The organism is Nonomuraea sp. ZG12, from assembly GCF_052068115.1.
Taxonomy (GTDB): Bacteria; Actinomycetota; Actinomycetes; order Streptosporangiales; family Streptosporangiaceae; genus Nonomuraea.
In genome coordinates, this window is sequence record NZ_JBQHCW010000027.1 from 22706 (window position 1) to 42684 (window position 19979).

20 protein-coding genes and 1 pseudogene are annotated in these 19979 nt (G+C 67.7%); 9 read left to right on the forward strand and 12 right to left on the reverse strand.

Going from position 1 to position 19979, the window contains the following annotated elements:
• Positions 1-2: 2 nt before the first annotated feature.
• The 7 genes from ACTMTF_RS41200 (at position 3) to ACTMTF_RS41230 (ending at position 6524) form a co-directional block, all read left to right on the forward strand.
• The gene (locus ACTMTF_RS41200; protein WP_441115546.1) at positions 3-965 is read left to right on the forward strand and encodes a helix-turn-helix transcriptional regulator; all 963 of its coding nucleotides are present in this window, start codon (positions 3-5) and stop codon (positions 963-965) included.
• Positions 966-1065: 100 nt separating this feature from the next.
• Positions 1066-2094: a saccharopine dehydrogenase family protein gene (locus ACTMTF_RS41205; protein ID WP_441115547.1), complete on the forward strand. Its 1029-nt coding sequence runs from the start codon at positions 1066-1068 to the stop codon at positions 2092-2094.
• A gap of 304 nt (positions 2095-2398) precedes the next feature.
• Entirely contained in the window at positions 2399-3151 is a 753-nt protein-coding gene (locus ACTMTF_RS41210) for a glucose 1-dehydrogenase (protein WP_441115548.1), read from the forward strand.
• 127 nt (positions 3152-3278) lie between these two features.
• Positions 3279-3743, forward strand: a complete 465-nt coding sequence (locus ACTMTF_RS41215) for an Rrf2 family transcriptional regulator (protein WP_441115634.1) — start codon at positions 3279-3281, stop codon at positions 3741-3743.
• A gap of 716 nt (positions 3744-4459) precedes the next feature.
• Positions 4460-5401: a hypothetical protein gene (locus ACTMTF_RS41220; RefSeq protein WP_441115549.1), complete on the forward strand. Its 942-nt coding sequence runs from the start codon at positions 4460-4462 to the stop codon at positions 5399-5401.
• 101 nt (positions 5402-5502) lie between these two features.
• A complete protein-coding gene (locus tag ACTMTF_RS41225) occupies positions 5503-6126 on the forward strand; it encodes a helix-turn-helix domain-containing protein (protein ID WP_441115550.1) in 624 nt (207 codons plus the stop codon).
• A 122-nt stretch (positions 6127-6248) separates the two neighbouring features.
• Positions 6249-6524 (forward strand): hypothetical protein, encoded by a 276-nt coding sequence (locus ACTMTF_RS41230; protein ID WP_441115551.1) that lies wholly within the window; start codon positions 6249-6251, stop codon positions 6522-6524.
• Between the two features lie 379 nt (positions 6525-6903).
• Here ACTMTF_RS41230 and ACTMTF_RS41235 read toward each other — a convergent pair whose 3' ends face one another.
• The 3 genes from ACTMTF_RS41235 to ACTMTF_RS41245 form a co-directional block, all read right to left on the reverse strand.
• On the reverse strand, positions 6904-7470 hold the full coding sequence (locus tag ACTMTF_RS41235) for a hypothetical protein (RefSeq protein ID WP_441115552.1): 567 nt from the start codon (positions 7468-7470) through the stop codon (positions 6904-6906).
• Positions 7467-8093 carry a hypothetical protein gene (locus ACTMTF_RS41240; protein ID WP_441115553.1) on the reverse strand — a complete coding sequence of 209 codons (627 nt, stop codon included), beginning with the start codon at positions 8091-8093 and terminating at the stop codon, positions 7467-7469. Before ACTMTF_RS41240 ends, ACTMTF_RS41235 begins: the two co-directional genes overlap by 4 nt.
• A 173-nt stretch (positions 8094-8266) precedes the next feature.
• Positions 8267-8683 carry a hypothetical protein gene (locus tag ACTMTF_RS41245; RefSeq protein ID WP_441115554.1) on the reverse strand — a complete coding sequence of 139 codons (417 nt, stop codon included), beginning with the start codon at positions 8681-8683 and terminating at the stop codon, positions 8267-8269.
• Positions 8684-8715: 32 nt separating this feature from the next.
• Here ACTMTF_RS41245 and ACTMTF_RS41250 point away from each other — a divergent pair.
• Positions 8716-9879, forward strand: a pseudogene (locus tag ACTMTF_RS41250) (nucleotide pyrophosphatase/phosphodiesterase family protein); the annotation flags it as partial.
• A gap of 230 nt (positions 9880-10109) precedes the next feature.
• Here ACTMTF_RS41250 and ACTMTF_RS41255 read toward each other — a convergent pair.
• The 9 genes from ACTMTF_RS41255 to ACTMTF_RS41295 all read right to left on the reverse strand — a co-directional run bounded on the left by ACTMTF_RS41255 (position 10110) and on the right by ACTMTF_RS41295 (position 18782).
• Positions 10110-11336 (reverse strand): iron-containing alcohol dehydrogenase, encoded by a 1227-nt coding sequence (locus ACTMTF_RS41255; protein ID WP_441115555.1) that lies wholly within the window; start codon positions 11334-11336, stop codon positions 10110-10112.
• Positions 11303-11683 carry an Ldh family oxidoreductase gene (locus tag ACTMTF_RS41260; RefSeq protein WP_441115556.1) on the reverse strand — a complete coding sequence of 127 codons (381 nt, stop codon included), beginning with the start codon at positions 11681-11683 and terminating at the stop codon, positions 11303-11305. Before ACTMTF_RS41260 ends, ACTMTF_RS41255 begins: the two co-directional genes overlap by 34 nt.
• Entirely contained in the window at positions 11680-13140 is a 1461-nt protein-coding gene (locus tag ACTMTF_RS41265; RefSeq protein ID WP_441115557.1) for an NAD-dependent succinate-semialdehyde dehydrogenase, read from the reverse strand. The genes ACTMTF_RS41260 and ACTMTF_RS41265 overlap by 4 nt, the downstream gene beginning before the upstream one ends.
• Before the next feature lie 76 nt (positions 13141-13216).
• A complete protein-coding gene (locus tag ACTMTF_RS41270; protein ID WP_441115558.1) occupies positions 13217-13381 on the reverse strand; it encodes an FAD-linked oxidase C-terminal domain-containing protein in 165 nt (54 codons plus the stop codon).
• Between the two features lie 35 nt (positions 13382-13416).
• The gene (locus tag ACTMTF_RS41275) at positions 13417-14430 is read right to left on the reverse strand and encodes an ABC transporter ATP-binding protein (protein WP_397012305.1); all 1014 of its coding nucleotides are present in this window, start codon (positions 14428-14430) and stop codon (positions 13417-13419) included.
• A gap of 62 nt (positions 14431-14492) precedes the next feature.
• Entirely contained in the window at positions 14493-15560 is a 1068-nt protein-coding gene (locus tag ACTMTF_RS41280) for an ABC transporter ATP-binding protein (protein ID WP_441115559.1), read from the reverse strand.
• On the reverse strand, positions 15560-16471 hold the full coding sequence (locus tag ACTMTF_RS41285; protein WP_441115560.1) for a carbohydrate ABC transporter permease: 912 nt from the start codon (positions 16469-16471) through the stop codon (positions 15560-15562). Before ACTMTF_RS41285 ends, ACTMTF_RS41280 begins: the two co-directional genes overlap by 1 nt.
• Complete coding sequence (locus ACTMTF_RS41290; RefSeq protein WP_397012299.1) at positions 16471-17337, reverse strand: carbohydrate ABC transporter permease; 867 nt, start codon at positions 17335-17337, stop codon at positions 16471-16473. The genes ACTMTF_RS41285 and ACTMTF_RS41290 overlap by 1 nt, the downstream gene beginning before the upstream one ends.
• Before the next feature lie 80 nt (positions 17338-17417).
• Positions 17418-18782, reverse strand: a complete 1365-nt coding sequence (locus ACTMTF_RS41295; RefSeq protein ID WP_441115561.1) for an extracellular solute-binding protein — start codon at positions 18780-18782, stop codon at positions 17418-17420.
• A 435-nt stretch (positions 18783-19217) separates the two neighbouring features.
• On the opposite strand from ACTMTF_RS41295, the gene ACTMTF_RS41300 reads away from it, so the two are divergent.
• Positions 19218-19961: a GntR family transcriptional regulator gene (locus ACTMTF_RS41300; protein WP_441115562.1), complete on the forward strand. Its 744-nt coding sequence runs from the start codon at positions 19218-19220 to the stop codon at positions 19959-19961.
• Positions 19962-19979: the final 18 nt, after the last annotated feature.

The following is a 19979-nucleotide window of genomic DNA, read 5'->3' on the forward strand; positions in this document are numbered from 1 at the left end:
CTGTGATCACCACCTCCGCCCGCCTGCTGAGGGTGGTCTCGCTGCTGTCCAGCAGGCCGACGTGGTCGAACGCGGAACTGGCGGCCCGCCTGGAGGTCACCGAACGCACGATCCGCCGGGACATCGAACGGCTGCGGGAGCTGGGCTACGGCGTGGAGTCCGTGCCCGGCCCGGGAGGCGGCTACCGGCTGAGCGGCGGAACCCGGATGCCGCCACTCAACCTCGACGACGACGAGGCCTTCGCCGTCGCCGTGGCCCTGCGGGAGGCCGCCAACGGCCCAGCCCTCGGCGGTGATCAGGCGGCACTGTCGGCCCTGCTGAAGCTGCAGCACATCCTTCCCCGCCGCATGGCCGCCAGGCTGACCGGCCTGGACGCAGCCGTAGAACACACACCACGCGCGCCCGCGCCCGAAGCCTCCGCCGCCGTGCTGCTCGTCCTCGCCTCCGTCTGCCGGGCGAGCGAGCGGACCCGGCTGACCTACCGGGACATGCACGGCAAGAGCAGCACTCGTGACGTCGACCCGCACCGCCTGGTCTACACCGGGGCGCACTGGTACTTCGTGGCCCGCGACGTCGACCGCGACGAATGGCGCACCTTCCGCGCGGACCGCGTCACCGACGCCCAGCCCACCGGGGTGACCGTCGACCTGGTCGATCCCCCTGACGCCGCGCGGCTGGTCTCCGACACCATCGTCCGCACCGGATACCCCTTCTACGCCCGGGTCCGGCTCCCCGTACCCCTGCGGGAGGCGCTGCGCCTGGTCGCGCCGATCGTCGCGACGCACGAGGCCGACGGGGACGACGCCACGATCATCACGATCGGCGGCTCCGATCCCGACCAGCTGGCCGCCTACCTGCTCGGCCTGCGCACCCAGGTGCAAGTCCTGTCGCCCGGCTCGGTGCGTCAAGCCCTGCTGAGCCGGCTCGACGCCCTGTACCGCAGCAACACCTCCGCCGCGCCGTGACCAGGACACATCCTGTCCGGATCTGCCTCTAGCGTGAGAAGGAGGCGGGCGCCTTGAGTGAACCCGCGCCGGCAACACGTACAAAGTTCGGAGCAGTGTCATGACCGGCAACAGCCGATTGATGATTTACGGAGCCACCGGATACACCGGACGGCTCGTCACCGAGCGGGCCCAGCACCTGGGCCTCGACTTCATCGTGGCCGGGAGGAACCCGGACCGCGTCGACGCCCTCGCCAAGGAGTTCGGCGTGCCGGGCCGCTCTTTCGCCCTCGGCGACCCGGCGCTGACGCGCGAGGGCCTCGACGGCGTCACCGTCGTCCTGAACGTGGCCGGCCCCTTCCGCAAGACCGCCGGCCCGCTGCTGGACGCCTGCATCGCGACCGGCACGCACTACCTGGACACCACCGCCGAATACGACGTCTTCGCCGCCACCCAGTCCCGCGATGCCGCGGCTCGGGCGGCGGGCGTGATGGTCATGTCCGGCACCGGCTGGGACGTGGTGCCCAGTGACTGCGTCGCCGCGTACGCCGCCGCCCGCGTCACCGAGCCCGTTCGGCTGCGCATCGCGCTCAAGCTGCTCAGCGCCACTCCCGAGGAGGCCGCCGGGCTGAACCTCTTCTCCCGCGGGTCCATCGCCAGCGCCACCGAAGGCATCGGAGAGCTCGGCGCGCTCGTGCGTGCCGACGGCGAGATCGTCACGCTGCCGCAGCCGAAGACCGCCTCGTTCGACTTCGGCGACGTCGGCCCGGAGATCTGCGCGTCCGTCCCCATGGGGGATCTGATCACCAGTCACGTCTCCACCGGAGCCGGCACGATCGAGGTTTACGTCCAGGCCGGGCAGCCCCTGCCCATCGACCTGGACCTCGCCACACTGCCGGACGGGCCGAGCGCGGCCGAGCGCGAGGTGGGCCGCAGCAAGATCGTCGCCGAGGCGACCGGCCGAGACGGCACCGTGGCCCGCGCCCTCATCGACACGCCGACCGGCTACCGCTTCACTCAGCTCTCCTCCGTGGAGATCGCCCGCCGCGTCCTCCAGGGCTCGTACACCGCGGGCTTCCAGTCCCCGGTCTCCGCCTACGGCCCGGAACTGGCCCTGAGCATGGCCGACACCCACATCACCGACCTGTGACGTACGACCCATGAAGGCCCGGGGCGCCCGCGGCAACCGGCAGACATCCTGCAGGGTGCGCACCCCGGCCGAACGCGGCCCGGCCGCCTCCACCAAGAGCCTGGCGATCGATGCCACTGTGGCGCCGGGGGCCCCGCCCGCGTTGCCGATCGCGACACCGGCCATCACCAAAAGTGTAACTACATGTGTTACATTAATGTCGAAGGTGGTCGCGCGGCCGACCGGCCTCCGTGGAGGGGCCGCGGCTGGCCGGAGCCTGCGACCGCAGTCGTAACAGCAACCGTTTGTGCAAGGAGGATGGGACATGGGACAGCTAGACGGGAAGATCGCCCTGGTCACGGGCGGTAGCGCCGGTATCGGCCTGGGGGTGGCCCAGCGCTTCGCGCGTGAAGGCGCCACCGTCTACATCACGGGGCGCCGCAAGTCAGAACTCGACGCCGCGGTGAAAACGATCGGCGCAGGTGCCATCGGTGTGCAGAGTGACGTCTCCAGACTGGCGGATCTCGATGCGCTGTTCGCCACCATCAGGGAACGCAGCGGGCGACTCGACGTTCTGTTCGCCAACGCGGGAGTGGGCGCTCTCGTGGCGCTCGACGAGGTCACCGAGGGGGAGTATGAGCGGACATTCGGCATCAACGTGAAGGGCATGCTCTTCACCATGCAGAAGGCCCTGCCACTCCTGCCGGACGGCGCATCCGTCATCCTCGCGTCTTCTACCAACGCCTCCCAGGGAATTCCGGCGATGAGCGTCTACAGCGCCAGCAAGGCGGCTGCCCGCAACTTCGCCCGATCCTGGGCGGCAGAGTTGGCGGGCCGGCGAATCCGGGTCAACTCGATCAGCCCTGGCCCCATCGAGACTCCCGGACTCCTCGGCTTCGCCGGCGAAGACGCCGATGCCAGGCGCGAACTCAAGGACAACTTCTCCAGCTCTATCCCTCTGGGGCGCTTGGGGCACGTGGACGAAGTGGCTTCCGCCGCGGTCTTCCTCGCCTCCGACCAGAGCTCCTTCACCACGGGCGCCGAACTCTTCGTCGACGGCGGTCTCGCCCAGATCTGAGGGGGGTGCGACTCGTCCATCGGTGGTGAGAGCTCGCAAGCTCCTGGCCGACACAAGAACGGTTACACTTTCAGGGTCAGTGGTGCAGGGGACGCCATCTGCCGCTTTGAAGCGAGGATCGGAGGAGGTGGGCGGCTTGAGCGCGAACAGCCGCATGAGTCTGGCCGTGCACGTCCTGACCTGGCTGGCCTACGACCGCCGAGGGACCGACAAAGAGGTCGCGACGTCACAGCGCATCGCGAGCAGCGTGAACACGAATCCCGTCATCATCCGGCGCTGTCTCGGACAGCTGAAGGACGCCGGGCTGGTGACGGTCACCCACGGCAGAGGCGGCGGTTGGAACCTGGCTCGCGCCGCGCAGGACATCACTCTTCTGGACGTCTACCGCTCGCTTCCTGATGAGCCCGTTTTCGGCATGCACGCCTCGACTCCCGACGCGGAGTGTTACGTCGGTGCCGGTATCCAGTCCGCACTCTCCGACGTTTACCAGGAGGCGACCGAAGCCCTGTGCCGGTCCCTGCGCGAGACCACTCTCGCCGACGTGTTACGGATGACACTGGCATCGCAGGCCGTGACCGCTGGTACCCCGTGACCGGATCGTCGAATTCCCTTCGCGGGGCCGCAAGGCACCCCAGCCGATAAGTTGGAAGAGCGCACAGAACACGCCCATCGGCGCGCTCACCGCGGTGTCTTTTCCCGCCCTGGTCGATCAAGCCCGCGGCTCTATATCCGATCCTGTGGGGCTCAAGAACTCGAATCACTTCCCGCGCTGAGCCCTGCGCTCGATGTGCGGATGGGGTCAAGGGCGCCGAATGGTCGGTCCGGGCCGCCTGGGATCATGTCTCGTGATCTTGTCTACGGTGTACGCCGTCACCCGGCGTCTGTTGTCTTTGCCCGGGCTGCTGCTACGAAGGAGCGTCTCCAAGGAGGCGGAGCTGCCGGTGCTTCGGCATCGGAACGCGGTCCTGCGCCGTCAAATCTCGCGGGTGCGCTACGAACCGGCTGACCGCCTGTGGCCGGCGGCGCTCTCGCGCTTGATACCTCGCTCCCGGTTGGGCGGAGATCTTCCCGATAATCCGGCCACGTTGCTCGCCTGGCACCGCAAACTCGTGGCGAAGAAATAGGGAAATCGAGCCTTCCTGAATTTCTCTGTCGTGGTGACAGGCGGGATTCGCTCTGAATGAGCAGGGGACTGGTACGCTCCGGGACTGCTGTAGATCATCCGGTCGCTGCGCCAAGTCTCGGAGGCCCCTTTTCATGCGCCGTTTACCAGCCCTCTTATCCGCCTTGCTCCTCGGTCCGGCGACCATGCTCATCGTTCCGTCTGCGGCGGAGGCCGCCGTTCCCGACGTCGTGCGTGCGGTCCGTGAGCGGCTCGCCAAGGGCGCGAGCGTGAAGTTCACGCAGTACGGTTCCGTCGAAATCAATAACCGGAACAAATACACCAATCACACGGCCCGGGTGTTCCGCTACAACCCGATACAGGAAGGGATGCTGGTTCTCGGCAGGGGTGGAGTCGTGGCGGCGAGCATCACGCGCCGGGTGGACTTCAACCGTCATCTGCTGCCGCTGGCCAAGGAGCGCGCGGCCGAAGGCGACCCGGTCTCCCGGAGCCTGATCGCGCAAACTCGGCCGCACCGCTGGATCAACAGCAAAGGCCGCTTCTACAGCACGGAACGGCTGTGGACCGCGAACCTGCCCCAGGGAAAGACGTGGGCGCGGCGCGGCAACCGCGGTGCGGGCGCCACAGCCTTCGGCGACCACGTCATCAACATCTTCGAACTCGCGACGCTGAAAGCGCTGATCGCCGACGCCGATGAGAAGAAATTCAACCTGCCGAACCCGTCGGGTAAGACCGCCGACCTCAGGCGGACCGGGTTCTACAAAGGCACCCTCACGTTCGCCGAGTTGTATGCCCTCTCGCCCACTTTCCGGCAGGTGGCGGGGAAGCGGCCGGACGCGAGTTATGCGAACAAGGTCGTGGGCTGGACGCTCTACGTCGACGCGAAAGGGCTACCCTTCAAATTCGGCTCGGGCTTCTCCACGCAGGAGAAGGAGAAGTACCACACCCAAGGAGGCGCCACGACGGACATTGTGAGCTGGGGCCCGCCTAGGAACATCGCGGCGCCCAGGCCGAATCAGGTCGGCGTCGTCCGCGCTCCTGCCGACAGGCTGCCCGAATTCGACGACCTCGCGGAAATCGCCCAGGTGAAGGCGCCAAGCTTGGAACCGGCGTGGGAATCGAGCTGAATGAACCGGAGGCCGCTCTCGGCCTCAAATGCGAAGAGTGTTTGCTTGTCCACTCAAAGTCACTATAGCGGGGCCTTCTAGGCAGACTGCAACGGTGACGGATGGTGTTCCGCTCGGAAATGCGGTTTCGTGCTCTGAACTGGGGGTTTCTGCATGATCAGAGCGGTGGCTGCGACTATCGCGGGGTGTTGTTGTCGCTGGTCTACCGGTTGGTGAGGGGCTTGTTCGGCCTGCTGACCGTGCTGGTCCGCTCTGGTCTGTCCAAGGATGTTGAGCTGCTGGTGCTCCGTCACGAGAACCAGGTGCTGCGCCGGCAGTTCGATGGCCGGCCGCGGTGGGGTCACGCCGACCGGCTCTGGCTGGCGGCGTTGTCGAGACTGGTCCATCGCCGCCGGTGGACGGAGGCGTTCCCGGTCACCCTGGAGACGATCTTGCGCTGGCATCCCACCCTCGTGGCGCGTAAGTGGACTTTTACCGACAGGCGACGCCCGGGACGCCCTTGCACTCGCCGGCCGGTCAAGGCACTGATCGTTCGGATGGCGCGGGAGAACCCGGCATGGGGGCACCGGAGAATCCAGGGCGAGTTGGCGCGCCTGGGCTACCTGGTCGCGGCGTCCACGGTGTGGAAGATCCTGCACGTCGCTGGTATCGATCCGGCGCCCCGCCGGGTCGGGCTGATGGCTGCAGTTCCTGGCCGCGCAAGGTCATGCGATCGTCGCGTGTGACTTCCTGGTGGTCGAGACGTTGCTGGTCAAGCGGCTGTATGTGCTGGTCTTCATCGAGCACGCGGCGATTGCACCTGGCCGGAGTGACCACGCATCCGACCGGAGCATGGACGAGGACAGAGGTGACCTCCGCCGCTGCGGCCGCGTCCTGTGCCGAAGGAGACCTGCGCTTCATCATCGTCCTGGCCGACGGCAGAGCCATGCACGCGCGCCGGGCGCTGGTCGCCACCGGACTGCGGGACGTGCTCCCCGACATCCCCGGACTTGCCCGGCACTGGGGCCACGGCGTGGTGCACTGCCCGTACTGTGCCACGGATCGGAGGTGCGTGACGAACCCATCGGCATCCTGGCCGTGGGCCCGGCCTCGATCCACCACGCACTCCTGTTCCGTCAGCTGACCGACGATCTGGTGTACTTCACCCGCGGCACCGACCTGGACGAGGACACACGCGCCCGCTTCGCCGCCCGTGACATCCGCGTCGTCGACACCCCGGTCGCGGAGGTCCGGTCCGACGAGAACGGCATCACGGGCGTGCGGCTGGCCGACGGACAGGTCGTGCCGCGTCGGGTCCTCGCGGTCGTGACCACGATGCTGGCCCGCACCGGTGGTCTCGACGGCCTGCGGCTGCCGATGGAGGATCTGCCGGGCGGCATGGGCTGCCGCCTACATGAACGCCGACCTCGCCATCGCCTTCGAAGCCCCACAGAGCACGGTCCTGTGGATCATCAACGTTCACACCCTCACCCCGGCCGCGCTTCTGCTGTCGCGGATCTCCTTCAGCGCCGGACGCCCATGCGGTTGCGCCGCCAGGCGAGGCCGATCAAGGCCACGAGGGCGACGAGCGCCACAAGCACGATGATGCCGATCTTGAGGGGAGTCCCCATCGCGCCTTGGTCGTCCACCACGGTCGTCGTCGCACCGGCCTTGTTCTGCGCGGGCGCCGCCGCCCCGTCCGTCGCGGGCGCGGCGGCGACCACGCCCGACTTCACCTTCACCGTCGCTTTCGCCTTGGAAGGCTCGGTCGCGATCACGGTGACCCGCCACTCGCCACTCGGCAGCGGCTCGGCGGAGCGGTAGAGGTTCTGGCCCTCGCTTGCCGACCTGAGCGGCACCGGGCCGAAGGAACGGCCGTCGGCCGAGGTCGCGGTCAGCTTCGCCTCGACGATCTCCGTGACGGGATGGCCGTCCTTTTTGTACGTCACCAGCACGTTGACGTTGTCGGCGCCGTCCCCCGTCACCTCCAGAATGATCGGTCCGCCGTGGGCGGAGGCCGCCGGTGCGCCGAGCACCAGCAGGAACCCGGCCAGCAGGACGGTGAGGACGTATGTCAGTGCCTTGTTCACGAGTGGTGACTCCCCTCGGGTTCGGTGTCGGGGGTGAGCGCCCCTTCGCCGGGTGATGTCGGTAGGAAGACATGCTGGTGACCGTAGCCCGCGTCGATGTTCAGGGCGTCGAGAGCGGTGGCTCCGATCGACCAGGTGAAGAGCGCGTCGGCGCGTTGCCGTACGGTCAGGTCCATGGCGGCGGTGCGGGCCGGTCCGGTGAGGTCCCGCGCGGCCGCGTAGGTGTCGACGGTGGTGGCGATCTGCCGTACGGCGGAGGCGAGACTCGACCTCGCCACGTTGGTGGCGGTCTCACCGGACGGCGGGTCGGCGAGGCCGTCGGCGGCCGCGATGGCCGCCTTCTGCCATTCCTCGACGTCGGCGGCGGTTACCCCGACGGGCCCTGCGGTGCCGTCGGCGGGGAAGGCCTGGCTCAGGCCGTCGAGCACGGGGAGGAGCCGAGCCCGCGTGCTGCGGGCCAGCTCCGTCAGGGTCTTCTGCGTCTTGTCCCGGAGGGCGGACTCGGCGCGGAGCCGGTCGGCCGTCTGCTCGATCGAGCTCGGCCGGCTCACCCCGAACGCCACACCGCCGGCGACGATCGCGCCGAGCGCGAACGCGACCGTGAGGGCGAGTACGGGGGCCACTATCGCACGCCGTACCGGCGTCGGTTGCCTGGGTCGGTTGATGGTCGCCACCTCCTGAGGGCGGATGTCAAGATCGGGAAGTGAAACAGGCCCCGCGACACGTGTCGCGGGTGATCTGCGCCTGGTTCGGCGAGTCAGCCGGCGGGCACTCCCTCGGAGCCGTGCCCCGGTGCTCACGCCCCGAGAGGCGTACCTCGGCTGTGGAGCATGATCAGCTTTTCGATACGCCTGCGGCGCCGGGCAGCGATCACCCGGATGGCGAGGAAGGTAAGGGCGAGGAGGGCGAGGAGGGCTAGCTGCGGCCACGGCAGTGCCCAGACCGTGGTGTCGATCGCGACCCGCTCGGTGGTGAGGCCCGGGAGCGGCTCGCCCGCGGGCGAGGGGATCGACGTGATCGTCGTACCGATGGGCCCCAGCGGCCAGGCGCCGGGCACCCGTGCGACGAACGTGCGGCTGCCGCCCGGCATGATTTCCCTGGCCTTGGCCGCGGACGTGTCACTCCAGATGCTCTCACCCACGAGGGTGGAGGTCAGAACCCGGTTGTCCGTGACCAGCCGGACATTGCCGGCATTGGTCACGGTGTAGGTCACCTCGACGGATCCCGCGGCGAAGGGGTTCCCTTCTGTGGCGTCAGCACAACGCCCTCGTCGGCGGGGAGAAGCTGTGGCAATCCGCCCGGCGCGAGCGGCCCGGCTTCACGGTGGCGAACGTGTGCTGGTGGTACGCGATGGGCGCCGACGTCGACTGGACGGTCACCCCCCGGCCGATCTATTACGCCGACGGGCGCAAGGAGGCCGACTGCTATACCTACCCCCAGGAGCTGCACGACGAGCTCACTGCGGCGCTGGGCACCTTTCCCCTGTTCACCTACTGGGGCCCGGGAGCGGGCATCGCCTCATCAGCCTGGATCTGCCGTGCCACCCAGCACGTCATGACCGCGTACAACCCCGACCTGACGCTGGCCTACATCCCCCATCTCGACTACGACCTGCAGCGGTACGGCCCGTCCGACCCTCGCGCCGCCGCAGCGGCCGCCGAGCTCGACACCGTGCTGACGCCGCTGCTCGACGCCGCGGCGGCGCAGGGTAGGACGGTCGTCTGCGTGTCGGAGTACGGCATTACCGACGTCTCCCGCCCCGTCAACGTCAACCGGATGCTCCGTGCGGAAGGGCTCTTGGGCGTCTACACCCAGGACGGCATGGAGTACCTCGACCCGTGGACCTCGCGCGCGTTCGCCGTCGCCGACCACCAGGTGGCGCACGTCTACATTTCCGACCCTGCCGACGTGCCGGCCGTCGCCAAGCTCTGCGCGTCCCTGCCCGGCGTCGCCGAGGTGCTCGACGAAAGCGGAAAAAAGGCGTATGGCCTGGACCACCCCCGATCCGGCGAACTGGTCCTGCTCGCCGAGGCCGAGGCGTGGTTCACCTACTACTACTGGCTCGACGACGCCCGCGCGCCCGACTTCGCCCGCCTTATCGACATCCATCGCAAGCCCGGCTACGACCCCGCCGAACTCTTCTTCGACCCGGCGCACCCCGGCGCTGCCAAGCGCAGGGCTGGGGTGGCACTGCTGCGCAAGAAGCTCGGCATGCGCTACCTCATGAACGTCGTCGGCCTCGACCAGGGCGCTCGCGCCGTCCGCGGCTCACATGGGCTGCTTCCCGCCGACCCCGCGGACGCGCCGGTGCTGCTCTGCTCCGACCCTTCCGCGGCCAGGGAACGGTTCGAGGCAACGGAGGTCAAGGACCTGTTGCTCCGCCTGGGACTGGAGTCTCTTTCATCGTGACGTGGCTGGTCATAGCAGGGCCTGCCTGGCCGACGCCGGTATCCGGACCGTGATCACCGGGATTCGGATACCGCGCCCATCAAGCCCTGGATCAAGCGGCCCCGCTACGCACCGTCCCGGAGCCGATCACGGATCCGACGCGAATCGCCGAGCTGAGCGTACGCAGACGGGACCGGCTCGGCGGGGTCCTCCATGAGTACTCACATACCGCTTGAACTGCATGGATGGAATTATCGGCAGGCGCAATGTCGGGCCCGGTCTCCGATCCAGGCCGCTTCGAGGATCGCGGTCAGGCTGGCGGTGTCGGTCGGGCCTGGATGGTTCTGGATCAAGCGGGTGACGCCACCGGCCATCTCCGCGAAGCGCGGGAGGTCGGCGCGTGCCACGCCGATGTCCGCCAAGGTGGTAGGGATGCCGATGTCGGCAAGGAGCCCGTCGAGCCAGGTGAGGAACGTATCTGCGGCCTCGGCATCCGAGGCATCGGTCACGTCGAGCCCGCACACCCCGGCGAGGATGGCCAACCGGTCGCCGATGGCATCCCTGGCCGCGTCCAGCGCGTAGGGCAGCAGCAGCCCGACGCCCAGGCCGTGCGGCGTGTGGGTGGCTGCGCCGATGGGGTACTGAAGGGCGTGCGGAGCCGCGTTGCCTGCGTGGGAAAATGCGAGCCCGGCTAGCATGGACCCATAGGACATGTCCGCGCGCGCGTCCTTGTCGCCTCCGTCCCTGACGACATGGGGCAAGCTGCGGGCGATCCGCTCCGCGGCCAGGAGCGCGTAGTGATCGGTGATCGGGTTGCGGCCGAGGAAGACCTGCTCCACCGGGTCGCGCGGTCCGTGGGCCCGGGGTCGCGCGGTGTAGCTCTCCACCGCGTGACAAAACGCGTCGATGCCGGAGTGGGCAGTGACGGTCGCAGGGCAGGTGTAGGTGAGCTCGGGGTCGACGATGGCGAAGTCGGGCACGATGTGGACGCTGGAGACCCCCACCTTCAGCTCGCGGTCCGGGTCGGTCAACACCGAGACGGGCGTGAGCTCGGAGCCGGTGCCTGACGTCGTCGGGACCGCGACGAGAGGAATCGTCGGCCCCGGCACCTTCGACTCGCCGTAGAAGTCGCGCGGCGTCCCACCGTGGCGCCGGATGACGCCGACGATTTTGGCGAGGTCGATCACCGTGCCACCCCCGATGGCGAGGATTACGTCGGCGTCCACCTCTGCGGCGACCGAGACGGCCAGGGCGACATCGGCGAGCGGCACGTCCGGAGTCACGTCGGCGAACACCCCGACGACTTCGACCTTCTCCCGCACGGCGGCCACGATCTCGGCCACGCCCGGCTGCCCCAGAAGAACCCGGTCGGTCACGATGAGGACTCGCGAGCCACACTCGGCCACCACTCGTGGGATGTTCTGCGCGACCCCTTCGCCCACTATCAGCTGGCGTGGTCCGCGGACGGTCTCAAGCATGTCTGCCTCTCTGGAACGTCGGCGGTGATTTGCTGGGCGGACGTCCAGGTCATCTGCGAGACCGGGACGGCGTCGGCAAGGGCGGTACGAGTCAAGGTCGCGACCAGCACCTCGATCATGAGCCCGAGGGCGTAGCCTTTGGGACCGCCGAAAGGGCTGATCGCCCCATCCACCGCCGCGGCCGCGTCTGTGGCGCGCACACCGGCGGAGTCGACGGCGTCCCCGGGTGCCGGCGGATTCGTGCCGACCATGGCCCGGGTCCCGCCCCACGGGTGGAGGCCGGTCAGGTCATGTGCGCACCGGGCGCGGTGATCCTCGGCGGACACCCGGAGCAGCAGGCCGGTCACGGTAGGTCGATCGCCGCGTAGGTGACGTCGAGGTACTCAAGGATGCCCTCGTGCGACCCCTCCTTGCCGATCCCGGACTGCTTCACGCCTCCGAACGGAGCTGACGGGTCCGAGATCAGACCACGGTTGATGCCGACCATCCCCGTCTCTAGCCCCTCGGTGAACCGGAGCGCCCGCTGGAGGTCACGGGTGAAGACGTATCCGACCAGGCCGTGCTCGGTGTCGTTGGCCTTCGCCATGACCTCGTCGTCGGACGTGAACGAGATGATCGGCGCCACCGGGCCGAAGATTTCCGCCTCCAGCATCCGCGCGTCTTCGGGCACGTCGACGAGGACCGTAGGCGGGTAGAAGTGGCCCGGCCCATCCGGACGCTCGCCGCCCACCAAGACACGGGCGCCGCGATTGACCGCGTCGGCGACGAGCTCGTCGATCTTGGTGACCGAGGCCTCGTCGATCAACGCCCCGACGTCCACGCCGTCGTCGAGACCATGGCCCACCGAGAGCGCGCCCATCCGCTTGGCGAAGCGCGCCGTGAACTCCTCGCGCACCGGCTCCTCGACGTAAATTCGGTTGGCCGCGATGCAGGACTCCCCGATGTTGCGCATCTTGGCCACCATGGCACCGTCGAGCGCGACGTCCAGGTCCGCGTCGGCACACACGATCAAGGCCGCGTTGCCGCCCAGTTCCATGGAGGTGCGCAGCACGTTGTCCGCCGCCTGTCGTAGCAGCACGCGCCCGACCTCGGTCGACCCGGTGAACGAAAGCTTGCGGGTCCGACGGTCGGCTAGCAGTGCTGAGACCACCTCGCCGGCACGCTTGGTTGTCACGACGTTGACGACGCCCGGGGGAACGCCGACCTCCTCCATGATGCGGGCCAGGAACAGCATGGTGAGTGGCGTCTGGGCTGCTGGCTTGGTGATCGTCGTGCAGCCCGCCGCCAGCGCAGGAGCGATCTTGCGGGCACCCATGGCCAACGGAAAGTTCCAGGGCGTCACGAAGACGCACGGTCCGACCGGCTTCGGCACGGTGAGGATGCGATATCCACCAGCGGGAGCGGTGTTGTAGCGCCCCTCGACGCGCACCGCCTCCTCGGCGAACCAACGGAAGAACTCGGCGCCGTAGGCCACCTCTCCCCGAGCCTCGGCGAGCGGCTTGCCCATCTCGAGCGTTATCAGCCGGGCGACCTCCTCGGATCGCTTGGTCAGTGCCCGGTACGTCGCGGTCAACAACTCTGACCGTTTTCGCGGCGGGGTCGCCGCCCACTCCGCCATTGCCTTGCTCGCCACGTCCAGAGCGGCGAGCCCGTCAACGACGTCGGCGTCCGCCACCTCGGCGATGGTCTTGCCGGTGGCCGGGTCCTCGACGACAAAGGTGGCTCCGCTGGCGGCGTCGCGCCAGGCGTCGCCAATCCGGAGCCGCCGGTGCTCGGGGGCCAGGACGTTCATCGGGTCACTCATTGCGTCGCCTCCTGTGATGTTCTTGGTGATGTCCAGCGTGACCTCAGCGATCGCGCCACGCGCGTTGACGAACGGGTCACACGACCTCGTCGGGGTCGAGGTCGCCGAGCGGGTCGAACGTGGCCTTGGCCCTGGCTGCAGGGCGACGCCCCGCGCCACCGATCGCCTTCTCGGGCCATGGCTGCTTCAGCGTCGTCAGGCCGTGCTCACCGGTGACGGTCCGCCGAGGCTCGATTGCCACGTGCGGGCGCATGTTGACGTCGCCGCCCTGCGCGGTTACCTCCCGGCATCGGACAGCGCCAGCCCGGTGCCCGCATCGAACAGGTGCGCACGGTCCAGGTCGACCGTGACAAGCAGCCGCTCGCCCGGCGTACCGGTGACGGTGGGTCGTGCCTTGACCTTGAGGATCTCCGTCCCCACTCGGACGTCGACCACCGTTCGGTCACCGAGGGGCTCAAGGCCGTAGAGCTCGCCCGACAACGATGCGTTCCCACGCTGCTCGACGGACAGGTCCTCTGCGCGCAGGCCCAGCAGCAGCGGACGACCGTCCTCAGCCGTGGTCCAGCGGGGCCGCGGCAGCGTCCAGCCTTCCGCCCCGACCAGACGATCTCCCTCGGCGTGGCAGGCGAGCAGGCTGATCGGCGGGCTCCCGACGAAGCCTGCGACCCACTGGTTGGCTGGACGCTCGTACACCTCGGTCGGCGTTCCGACCTGTTGCACCTTCCCCTCCTTGAGGACCGCGACCTGGTCGGCCATGGACAGGGCCTCGACCTGGTCGTTGGTCACGTAGACGAAGGTTCCCCCGAGGCTCCGGTGGATGCGGGTGAGCTCGGTGCGCATCTCGACGCGGAGCTTGAGGTCGAGGTTCGTCAGCGGCTCGTCCATGAGAAACGCGCGCGGGCGACGGACCAGCGCCCGGGCCAGGGCGACACGCTGCATCTCACCGCCCGACAACTGCGCGGGACGACGCTGCAGCAGACGTTCGATGTGCAGCAGGCTCGACATCTGCTCGACGGCAGCGGCGACCTCGCTCGAAGAACAGCGGCGTGCCCGCAGCGGCGAAGCGATGTTTTCGTACGCCGTGTGTCGCGGGTAGAGGGCGTAGCTCTGGAAGACCATGGCCAGGTCACGTGCGGCCGGGGCGTCACCGGTCGCGTCCCTCCCGTCCAGATGCACCGACCCGGCGTCAAGCTTCTCAAGGCCGGCGATCGCTCGCAGGGTCGTCGTCTTGCCTGCCCCGGAGGGCCCGAGCACGACGAAGAACGAGCCGTCCGGCACGTCCAGCGTCACCCCGTCCAGGGCCTGGACTTTACCGAAGGACTTGCACAGCCCGTGCACTGCCACGGTTCCCATCAGGCCACCAGTTCTTCCGTGCTCACGTCGTAGACCGGCGGGGGGCCGCCGGTGTGCCGCAGCCCGACCGGTGCGTCAGCAGCGAAACGGACAGTCGGTGGCATCCGAACCCGTACGTCGCGCTGGCCGCCGTGGTCGACCACGTAGATGATTTCGTCGCCCAGCCACTCCGCCGAGACCACGCGGGCCGGGACCGAACGTTCCGCTCCTGGTTCCGTGACTTCCAGCGCCTCCGGCCGGACGCCTGCGACCAGGCAACGGTCGCGCGGCAGGCTTGGCGGTGGCGTGAGGACCAGTCCGCTCTGACTGCGCAGCTTCCCGTCGGCCACCTCCACCTCAATCAGGTTCATCGGCGGGGAGCCGATGAATGCGGCGCAGAAAAGACTCGCCGGACGGTCGTAGACTTCCAGCGGCGTGCCGATCTGCTCGACGCGGCCCTTGTTGAGGATGGCGATTCTGTGACCGAGCGACATCGCCTCGACTTGGTCGTGGGTGACGTAGACCATCGTCGTCCCCAGCTCCCCCTGCAGGTGCTTGATCTCCGTGCGCATGTCCGCCCTCAGCTCCGCGTCCAGATTGGTGAGAGGTTCGTCCATGAGGAATGCGCGCGGTCGTCGCACCAGGGCGCGAGCAAGCGCGACGCGCTGCTGCTCCCCGCCGGACAGCCGGTGCGGTCGCCGGTCCAGGAGCGGACCAAGCCGCATCAGCCGGGCGGCCTCGTCGACCCGCTTCTGCACCTCCGGCTTGGGCAGTCCCTCGGCCCGCAGTGGGAACGCCAGGTTGTCGCGGGTTCTCAGATGCGGGTAGAGAGCGTAGAACTGGAACACCATGGCGATGTCGCGCTCGGCAGGCGGCAGGTCGTTGACCAGCGTGTCGCCGATGCGGATGTCGCCCGTCGTCTGCCTCTCCAGGCCGGCTATGGCCCGCAGCGTGGTCGTCTTGCCGCAACCCGAAGGGCCGAGCATCACGAACAGCTCGCCGTCGCCGATGGACAGGTCCACGTGATCAACTGCGACCGTCCCGTCCGGGTAGCGCTTGTGCAGGGAGGTCACCTCGATGCCCGCCATCAGCGTCGCACCGCCCCGAGCGTCACACCGGCGACGAGGTGCTTGCGCACCAGGTAGGCGAAGACGAGCACCGGTAGGGCGAACACTATGGAGGCGGCGGCCACGAGACCCCAGTCCACAGTGGTTCCACCGATGAGGCCGGCGATGGCGGGTGGGGCCGTCCGCACGTCGTCGCTGGAGGTGAGGAAGATGGCGAACACGAACTCGTTCCACGAGAAGATGAGTGCGAAGACCGCCGTCGCGGCGATGCCGGGCACGAGCAGGGGAAGGGTGAATCGCCAGAACGCCTGCAAGCGGGTGTAGCCGTCGAGCATGGCGGCATCCTCGTACTCTGCGGGCACCTCGTCGACGAACCCCTTCATCATCCAGATCGTGAACGGGACGTTGAACGCGGTGTAGATGAGGATCAGGCCGAGCTTGGTGTCGATGAGTCCGACTTGGCGGTACATGAGGAAGATCGGGATCACGACCACCACGGGCGGCATGAAGCGGGTGGACAGGATGAAGAACAGTTGGTCCTTCTTGGCCTTCAGGGCGAAGCGTGAGTAGGCCCAGGCCGCTGGGACCCCCAGAACGGTGGCCAGCACCGTGGAGACTCCGGCGACCACGACGGAGTTGAGGAACGAGACGGACAAGGCCGAGCGACCGCCGCCAGAGGCGACGAACACGTCCTTGAAATGGTCCATGGTGACCTTGAAGCCGAAGAACTTAGCCGGAATGGCGTAGACGTCCCGGTTCTCCTTGATGGACGTCTCGATCATCCACAGCACCGGAAAGAGCATCACGACGGCCAGCACGATCAGCAGCGCGATCTCCAGCACGGAGCGGCCCCGGCCGCCACGGCGGCGCGCGGGGGGCGTGTGATCCCGGACAGGACCTGTGGGCACGGCCTCGTCGACGGAGACGGCCATCAGTCCTCCTTGAGCTTGTTCAAGTAGCGCAGGTAGAGCTGCGTGAGCACGATGACGACGAGGACCATGAGGATCCCGTACGCCGAGGCGGTTCCGGTGTTGAAGCCCAGGAACGCGACCTTGTAGACGTGGAACGACAACGTCTCGGTGGAGACCCCCGGACCTCCACTGGTGAGGATGTAGACGAGGTCGAACAGCCGGAAGGCCTCGATGGCCCTGAACAACACAGCAATGAGGAGCAGCGGCCACACCAGCGGAAGAGTGATGGTGCGGAACCGGAACCACTCGGACGCCCGGTCGATCGAGGCGGCCTCGTACAAGTACTTGGGGACCGCGGTAAGGCCCGCAAGTGCGATGAGCATGATGAACGGCGTCCATTGCCAGGTGTCGACCACGATCAGGGAAATCAATGCCGTTCGCTGCCCGGTGAGCCACTCCACCTGCCCCAGGCCGAGCGAGCCGAGCATGCTGTTGATCACGCCGAATTGCGCGTCGAGCATGAATCGCCAGAACAGCCCGACCACGACCGGCGACAGCATCATCGGAACCAGGAACAGAGTGGTCAGCAGTCCTCGCCCGTGCGTGCGCCGTGAGATCAGGTAGGCGATGGCGAAACCGAGCACGGTCTGCAGAGCGACCGCGCCGCACACGTAGATCAACGTCGTCAAGGCCCTCTGGTGGACCTGCGCCGAAGTCAGGATGGCGGTGTAGTTCTCGAACCCGATGAAATGGGCGGGCCCCCCGCGGGTAGCCGAGTAGTCGGTGAACGACAGGTACAACGCCCACAGCAACGGGAACACCGACATGGCGAGCAACAGCAGCAACGCGGGGGAGGTGAAGACCACGGTGAGCCAGCGGTCGCTCAAGCGGCGGGACCGACCCGGTGCGGGCGGCGTCGCAGACGCCACCTGCCCGGGGTGGTCGGTCGTCAGAGAGACGGGGTCACTCACAGTCCGCCGCCGCCCTTGCGGTTTTTGGAGTCGAGCACGCCCTGCTGTTCCTTGGCGATGTCGTCGAGCGCATCCTTCGGCTTCTTCGCGCCGTTGAGAGCCGCGTTCACGTTGGTGTTCTCAATGTCGACGAGGCGCGCGTACTCGGGCACGTTCCACATGTCCCGCATCCGCGGAACCGAGTCGGTGTACACCTGGTTGAACGGCTGGGCATTGAGGAACTCGGGCGACTCCAGGGCGTCCGTACGCGATGGCACGCCACCGGCGGCGGCCCACTTCTTCTGGACGTCGGCCCGCTCGAACCACTTCATGAAGTTCAGGGCCTCCGCCTGGTTCGTCGTGGAGGAGTAGGCCGACACGTGCATCCCCATGCCGCCGAGAGGCACCAGGTTCGTCTTCTGGCTCGGCAGGGTGGCGAAACCCAGCTTGTCGAGAATTTGCTCCCGCGTGGTGCCGAGCGTCGACTGCTTCGGGTCGAGCAGGCCGCCGCTCGCGGCGATCCAGTTGAACGCGATGCATGCCTTGCCCTGGGCGACCGCCGCGTTCACCTCGTCGATGAACCAGTTGCCGGAGCCCTTGGCGGTCAGCGGCTTCATCTTGTTGACCAGGACGTCCATCGCCTCATGGCCCGCAGCGTCGTTGAGGACGCCATCGATCTTGCGCGTCTTGGAGTCCCAGAGATTGCCGCCGTAGACGCCGTTGACCGTGTTGTACGTTACGGCCGCGGCGTCGGAGCCGTTGGCCTGGTGGAAAGCCAGCCCGCTGACGCCAGGGTTGTCCGCCTGGCACTTCTCGGCGACTGAGATCATCTGGTCCCAGGTCTGAGGTGGCTTGTCGCCGATCAGGTCCTTGCGGTAGATCATCGTCCAGGTGTCGCCGAGCAGCGGCAGTCCGTACAGGCTGGCGTTTTCGTCGCGCTTCCCGGTCTCCGCTTGGGGGAACTGGCCGTAGGCCGCCAGGAGGTACGGGTTGTAGGCCTTGACGTCGATGTTCTTCTTGACGAAGTCGGTGATGTCGAGGATGTTGCCGTTCGTCACGGCCTCGCCGATGTGTTGCGAGTCCAGGATCGGGATGTCGAAGTCGGTCTTGTGCGCTGCGAACTGGGTGAATATCGCGTCGTGCCAGTTCGCGTTCGGCACGGTGTTGACCTTGATGGTCACGTTCGACCGCTCCTTGGCGTACTCCGCGTTCGCGAAGGCTTCCAGCGCGTGGGCGGGGGGCCAGTCGAACCAGATGAAGCTGAGGGTCAGCGGGTCCTTGGTGAGCTCCGGGATGGTCGCCGGTGCCTTGGGGGCGCTCGCCTTCGCGCCGTCGTCCTGGCCGCAAGCCGCCATGGTCGTGGCCACCAACATGGCCACCATCGCCAGCTGCACCTTTCGACGGGGAACGGACAGTCGTCCTATTCGCTTTGGATACCGCATCCTCTTGCCTGCTTTCTGGGTGGGGGGACCTCTGGAGCAGTTGCTGCGTGCTTCGCCGAGCAGTTGCTGGGTTGTTCAGGCGTGTTGCCGGCGGTCGCAGGGCCTGGCCCGCAGACCGGCGTCACGAGTACGCCGCGACGTAATGGGGCTTCAAGCAGTCGAGAAGTCCTTCGGTCCTTTGCGGCCCGGTGGCGAACCGAGTAGGACGTCGAGCATGCTCATAGGAGCTTCAACTGATCGAAGCGGAGCGATGGGTGCAGATGGCTGGCATCCGTCACCTTTCCTATACGATCCGAATGGGGGCGTCAACACCCCGCAGCGTTGAGACCGATGTCAACAGGTTCCCGAAGACGCAAGAAAGGACCTCATGTCACGATGGACGACGAAGCGATGATCGCGCGGCGCCGTGGAGCCATGACGGGCGGAACGCCGCCGGGAAGATCTCGCGGCCGGCTTGCCGACGAGGTGTACGACACGCTGCTCGGACAGCTGATGTCGCTACGGATCGAGCCTGGCTCCCGCGTCACGATCGACGTCCTGGCGCGAGAGCTGGGGGTCTCGCAGACGCCGATCCGAGACGCTCTCAACCGCATGGAGGCCGAGGGCCTGGTCGTGCGTGTGCCCCATGCTGGCTATCGCATTCCCCCCCAAATCACCCGTCACCGATTCGAGGACATGCTTGAGCTCCGCCTGCTCCTCGAGCCGGCAGCGGCGCGCAGATCCGCCGAACGCGCATCCTCGAAGCAGGTGGCCGGTCTGCGACGAATGCTGGAGGAGATGGCGGAGTTGGAGGGGGGCAACGGGCCCATGGCCTATGGCGCCTTCGGGCTACGCGACGCCGCTTTTCACGATCTCGTCGCCCTGAGCGCGGAGAACCAGGTCATCCGAGAAGCGCTCGCTCGCCTGCACACGCACGTGCACCTGTTCCGGCTTCTCCACGACAACCAGGTCACTCACTTGGCCATGGCCGAGCACGAAGAAGTTCTGGCCGCGATCGCCGCGCGTGACCCCGACGCCGCCGCCTACGCCATGCGTCGGCACATCCTGCTGTCCGGCGCGCGGTTCCGACGATTGTTCGACGAGGTCAAGGACGCGGACGGAATGGCGGTAAAGGCTTGACGGGCGGGCTGGGCCGAG

Excerpts from the sequence above, each read along its gene's own strand:
- ACTMTF_RS41295 (WP_441115561.1), bottom strand. The coding sequence starts at position 18,782 with ATGGTGGCCATGTTGGTGGCCACGACCATGGCGGCTTGCGGCCAGGAC.
- ACTMTF_RS41220 (WP_441115549.1), top strand. The coding sequence starts at position 4,460 with ATGCTCATCGTTCCGTCTGCGGCGGAGGCCGCCGTTCCCGACGTCGTG.
- ACTMTF_RS41280 (WP_441115559.1), bottom strand. The coding sequence starts at position 15,560 with ATGGCGGGCATCGAGGTGACCTCCCTGCACAAGCGCTACCCGGACGGG.
- ACTMTF_RS41285 (WP_441115560.1), bottom strand. The coding sequence starts at position 16,471 with ATGGCCGTCTCCGTCGACGAGGCCGTGCCCACAGGTCCTGTCCGGGAT.
- ACTMTF_RS41225 (WP_441115550.1), top strand. The coding sequence starts at position 5,503 with ATGGTGTTCCGCTCGGAAATGCGGTTTCGTGCTCTGAACTGGGGGTTT.
- ACTMTF_RS41265 (WP_441115557.1), bottom strand. The coding sequence starts at position 13,140 with ATGAGTGACCCGATGAACGTCCTGGCCCCCGAGCACCGGCGGCTCCGG.
- ACTMTF_RS41210 (WP_441115548.1), top strand. The coding sequence starts at position 2,399 with ATGGGACAGCTAGACGGGAAGATCGCCCTGGTCACGGGCGGTAGCGCC.
- ACTMTF_RS41205 (WP_441115547.1), top strand. The coding sequence starts at position 1,066 with ATGACCGGCAACAGCCGATTGATGATTTACGGAGCCACCGGATACACC.
- ACTMTF_RS41255 (WP_441115555.1), bottom strand. The coding sequence starts at position 11,336 with ATGCTTGAGACCGTCCGCGGACCACGCCAGCTGATAGTGGGCGAAGGG.
- ACTMTF_RS41300 (WP_441115562.1), top strand. The coding sequence starts at position 19,218 with ATGGACGACGAAGCGATGATCGCGCGGCGCCGTGGAGCCATGACGGGC.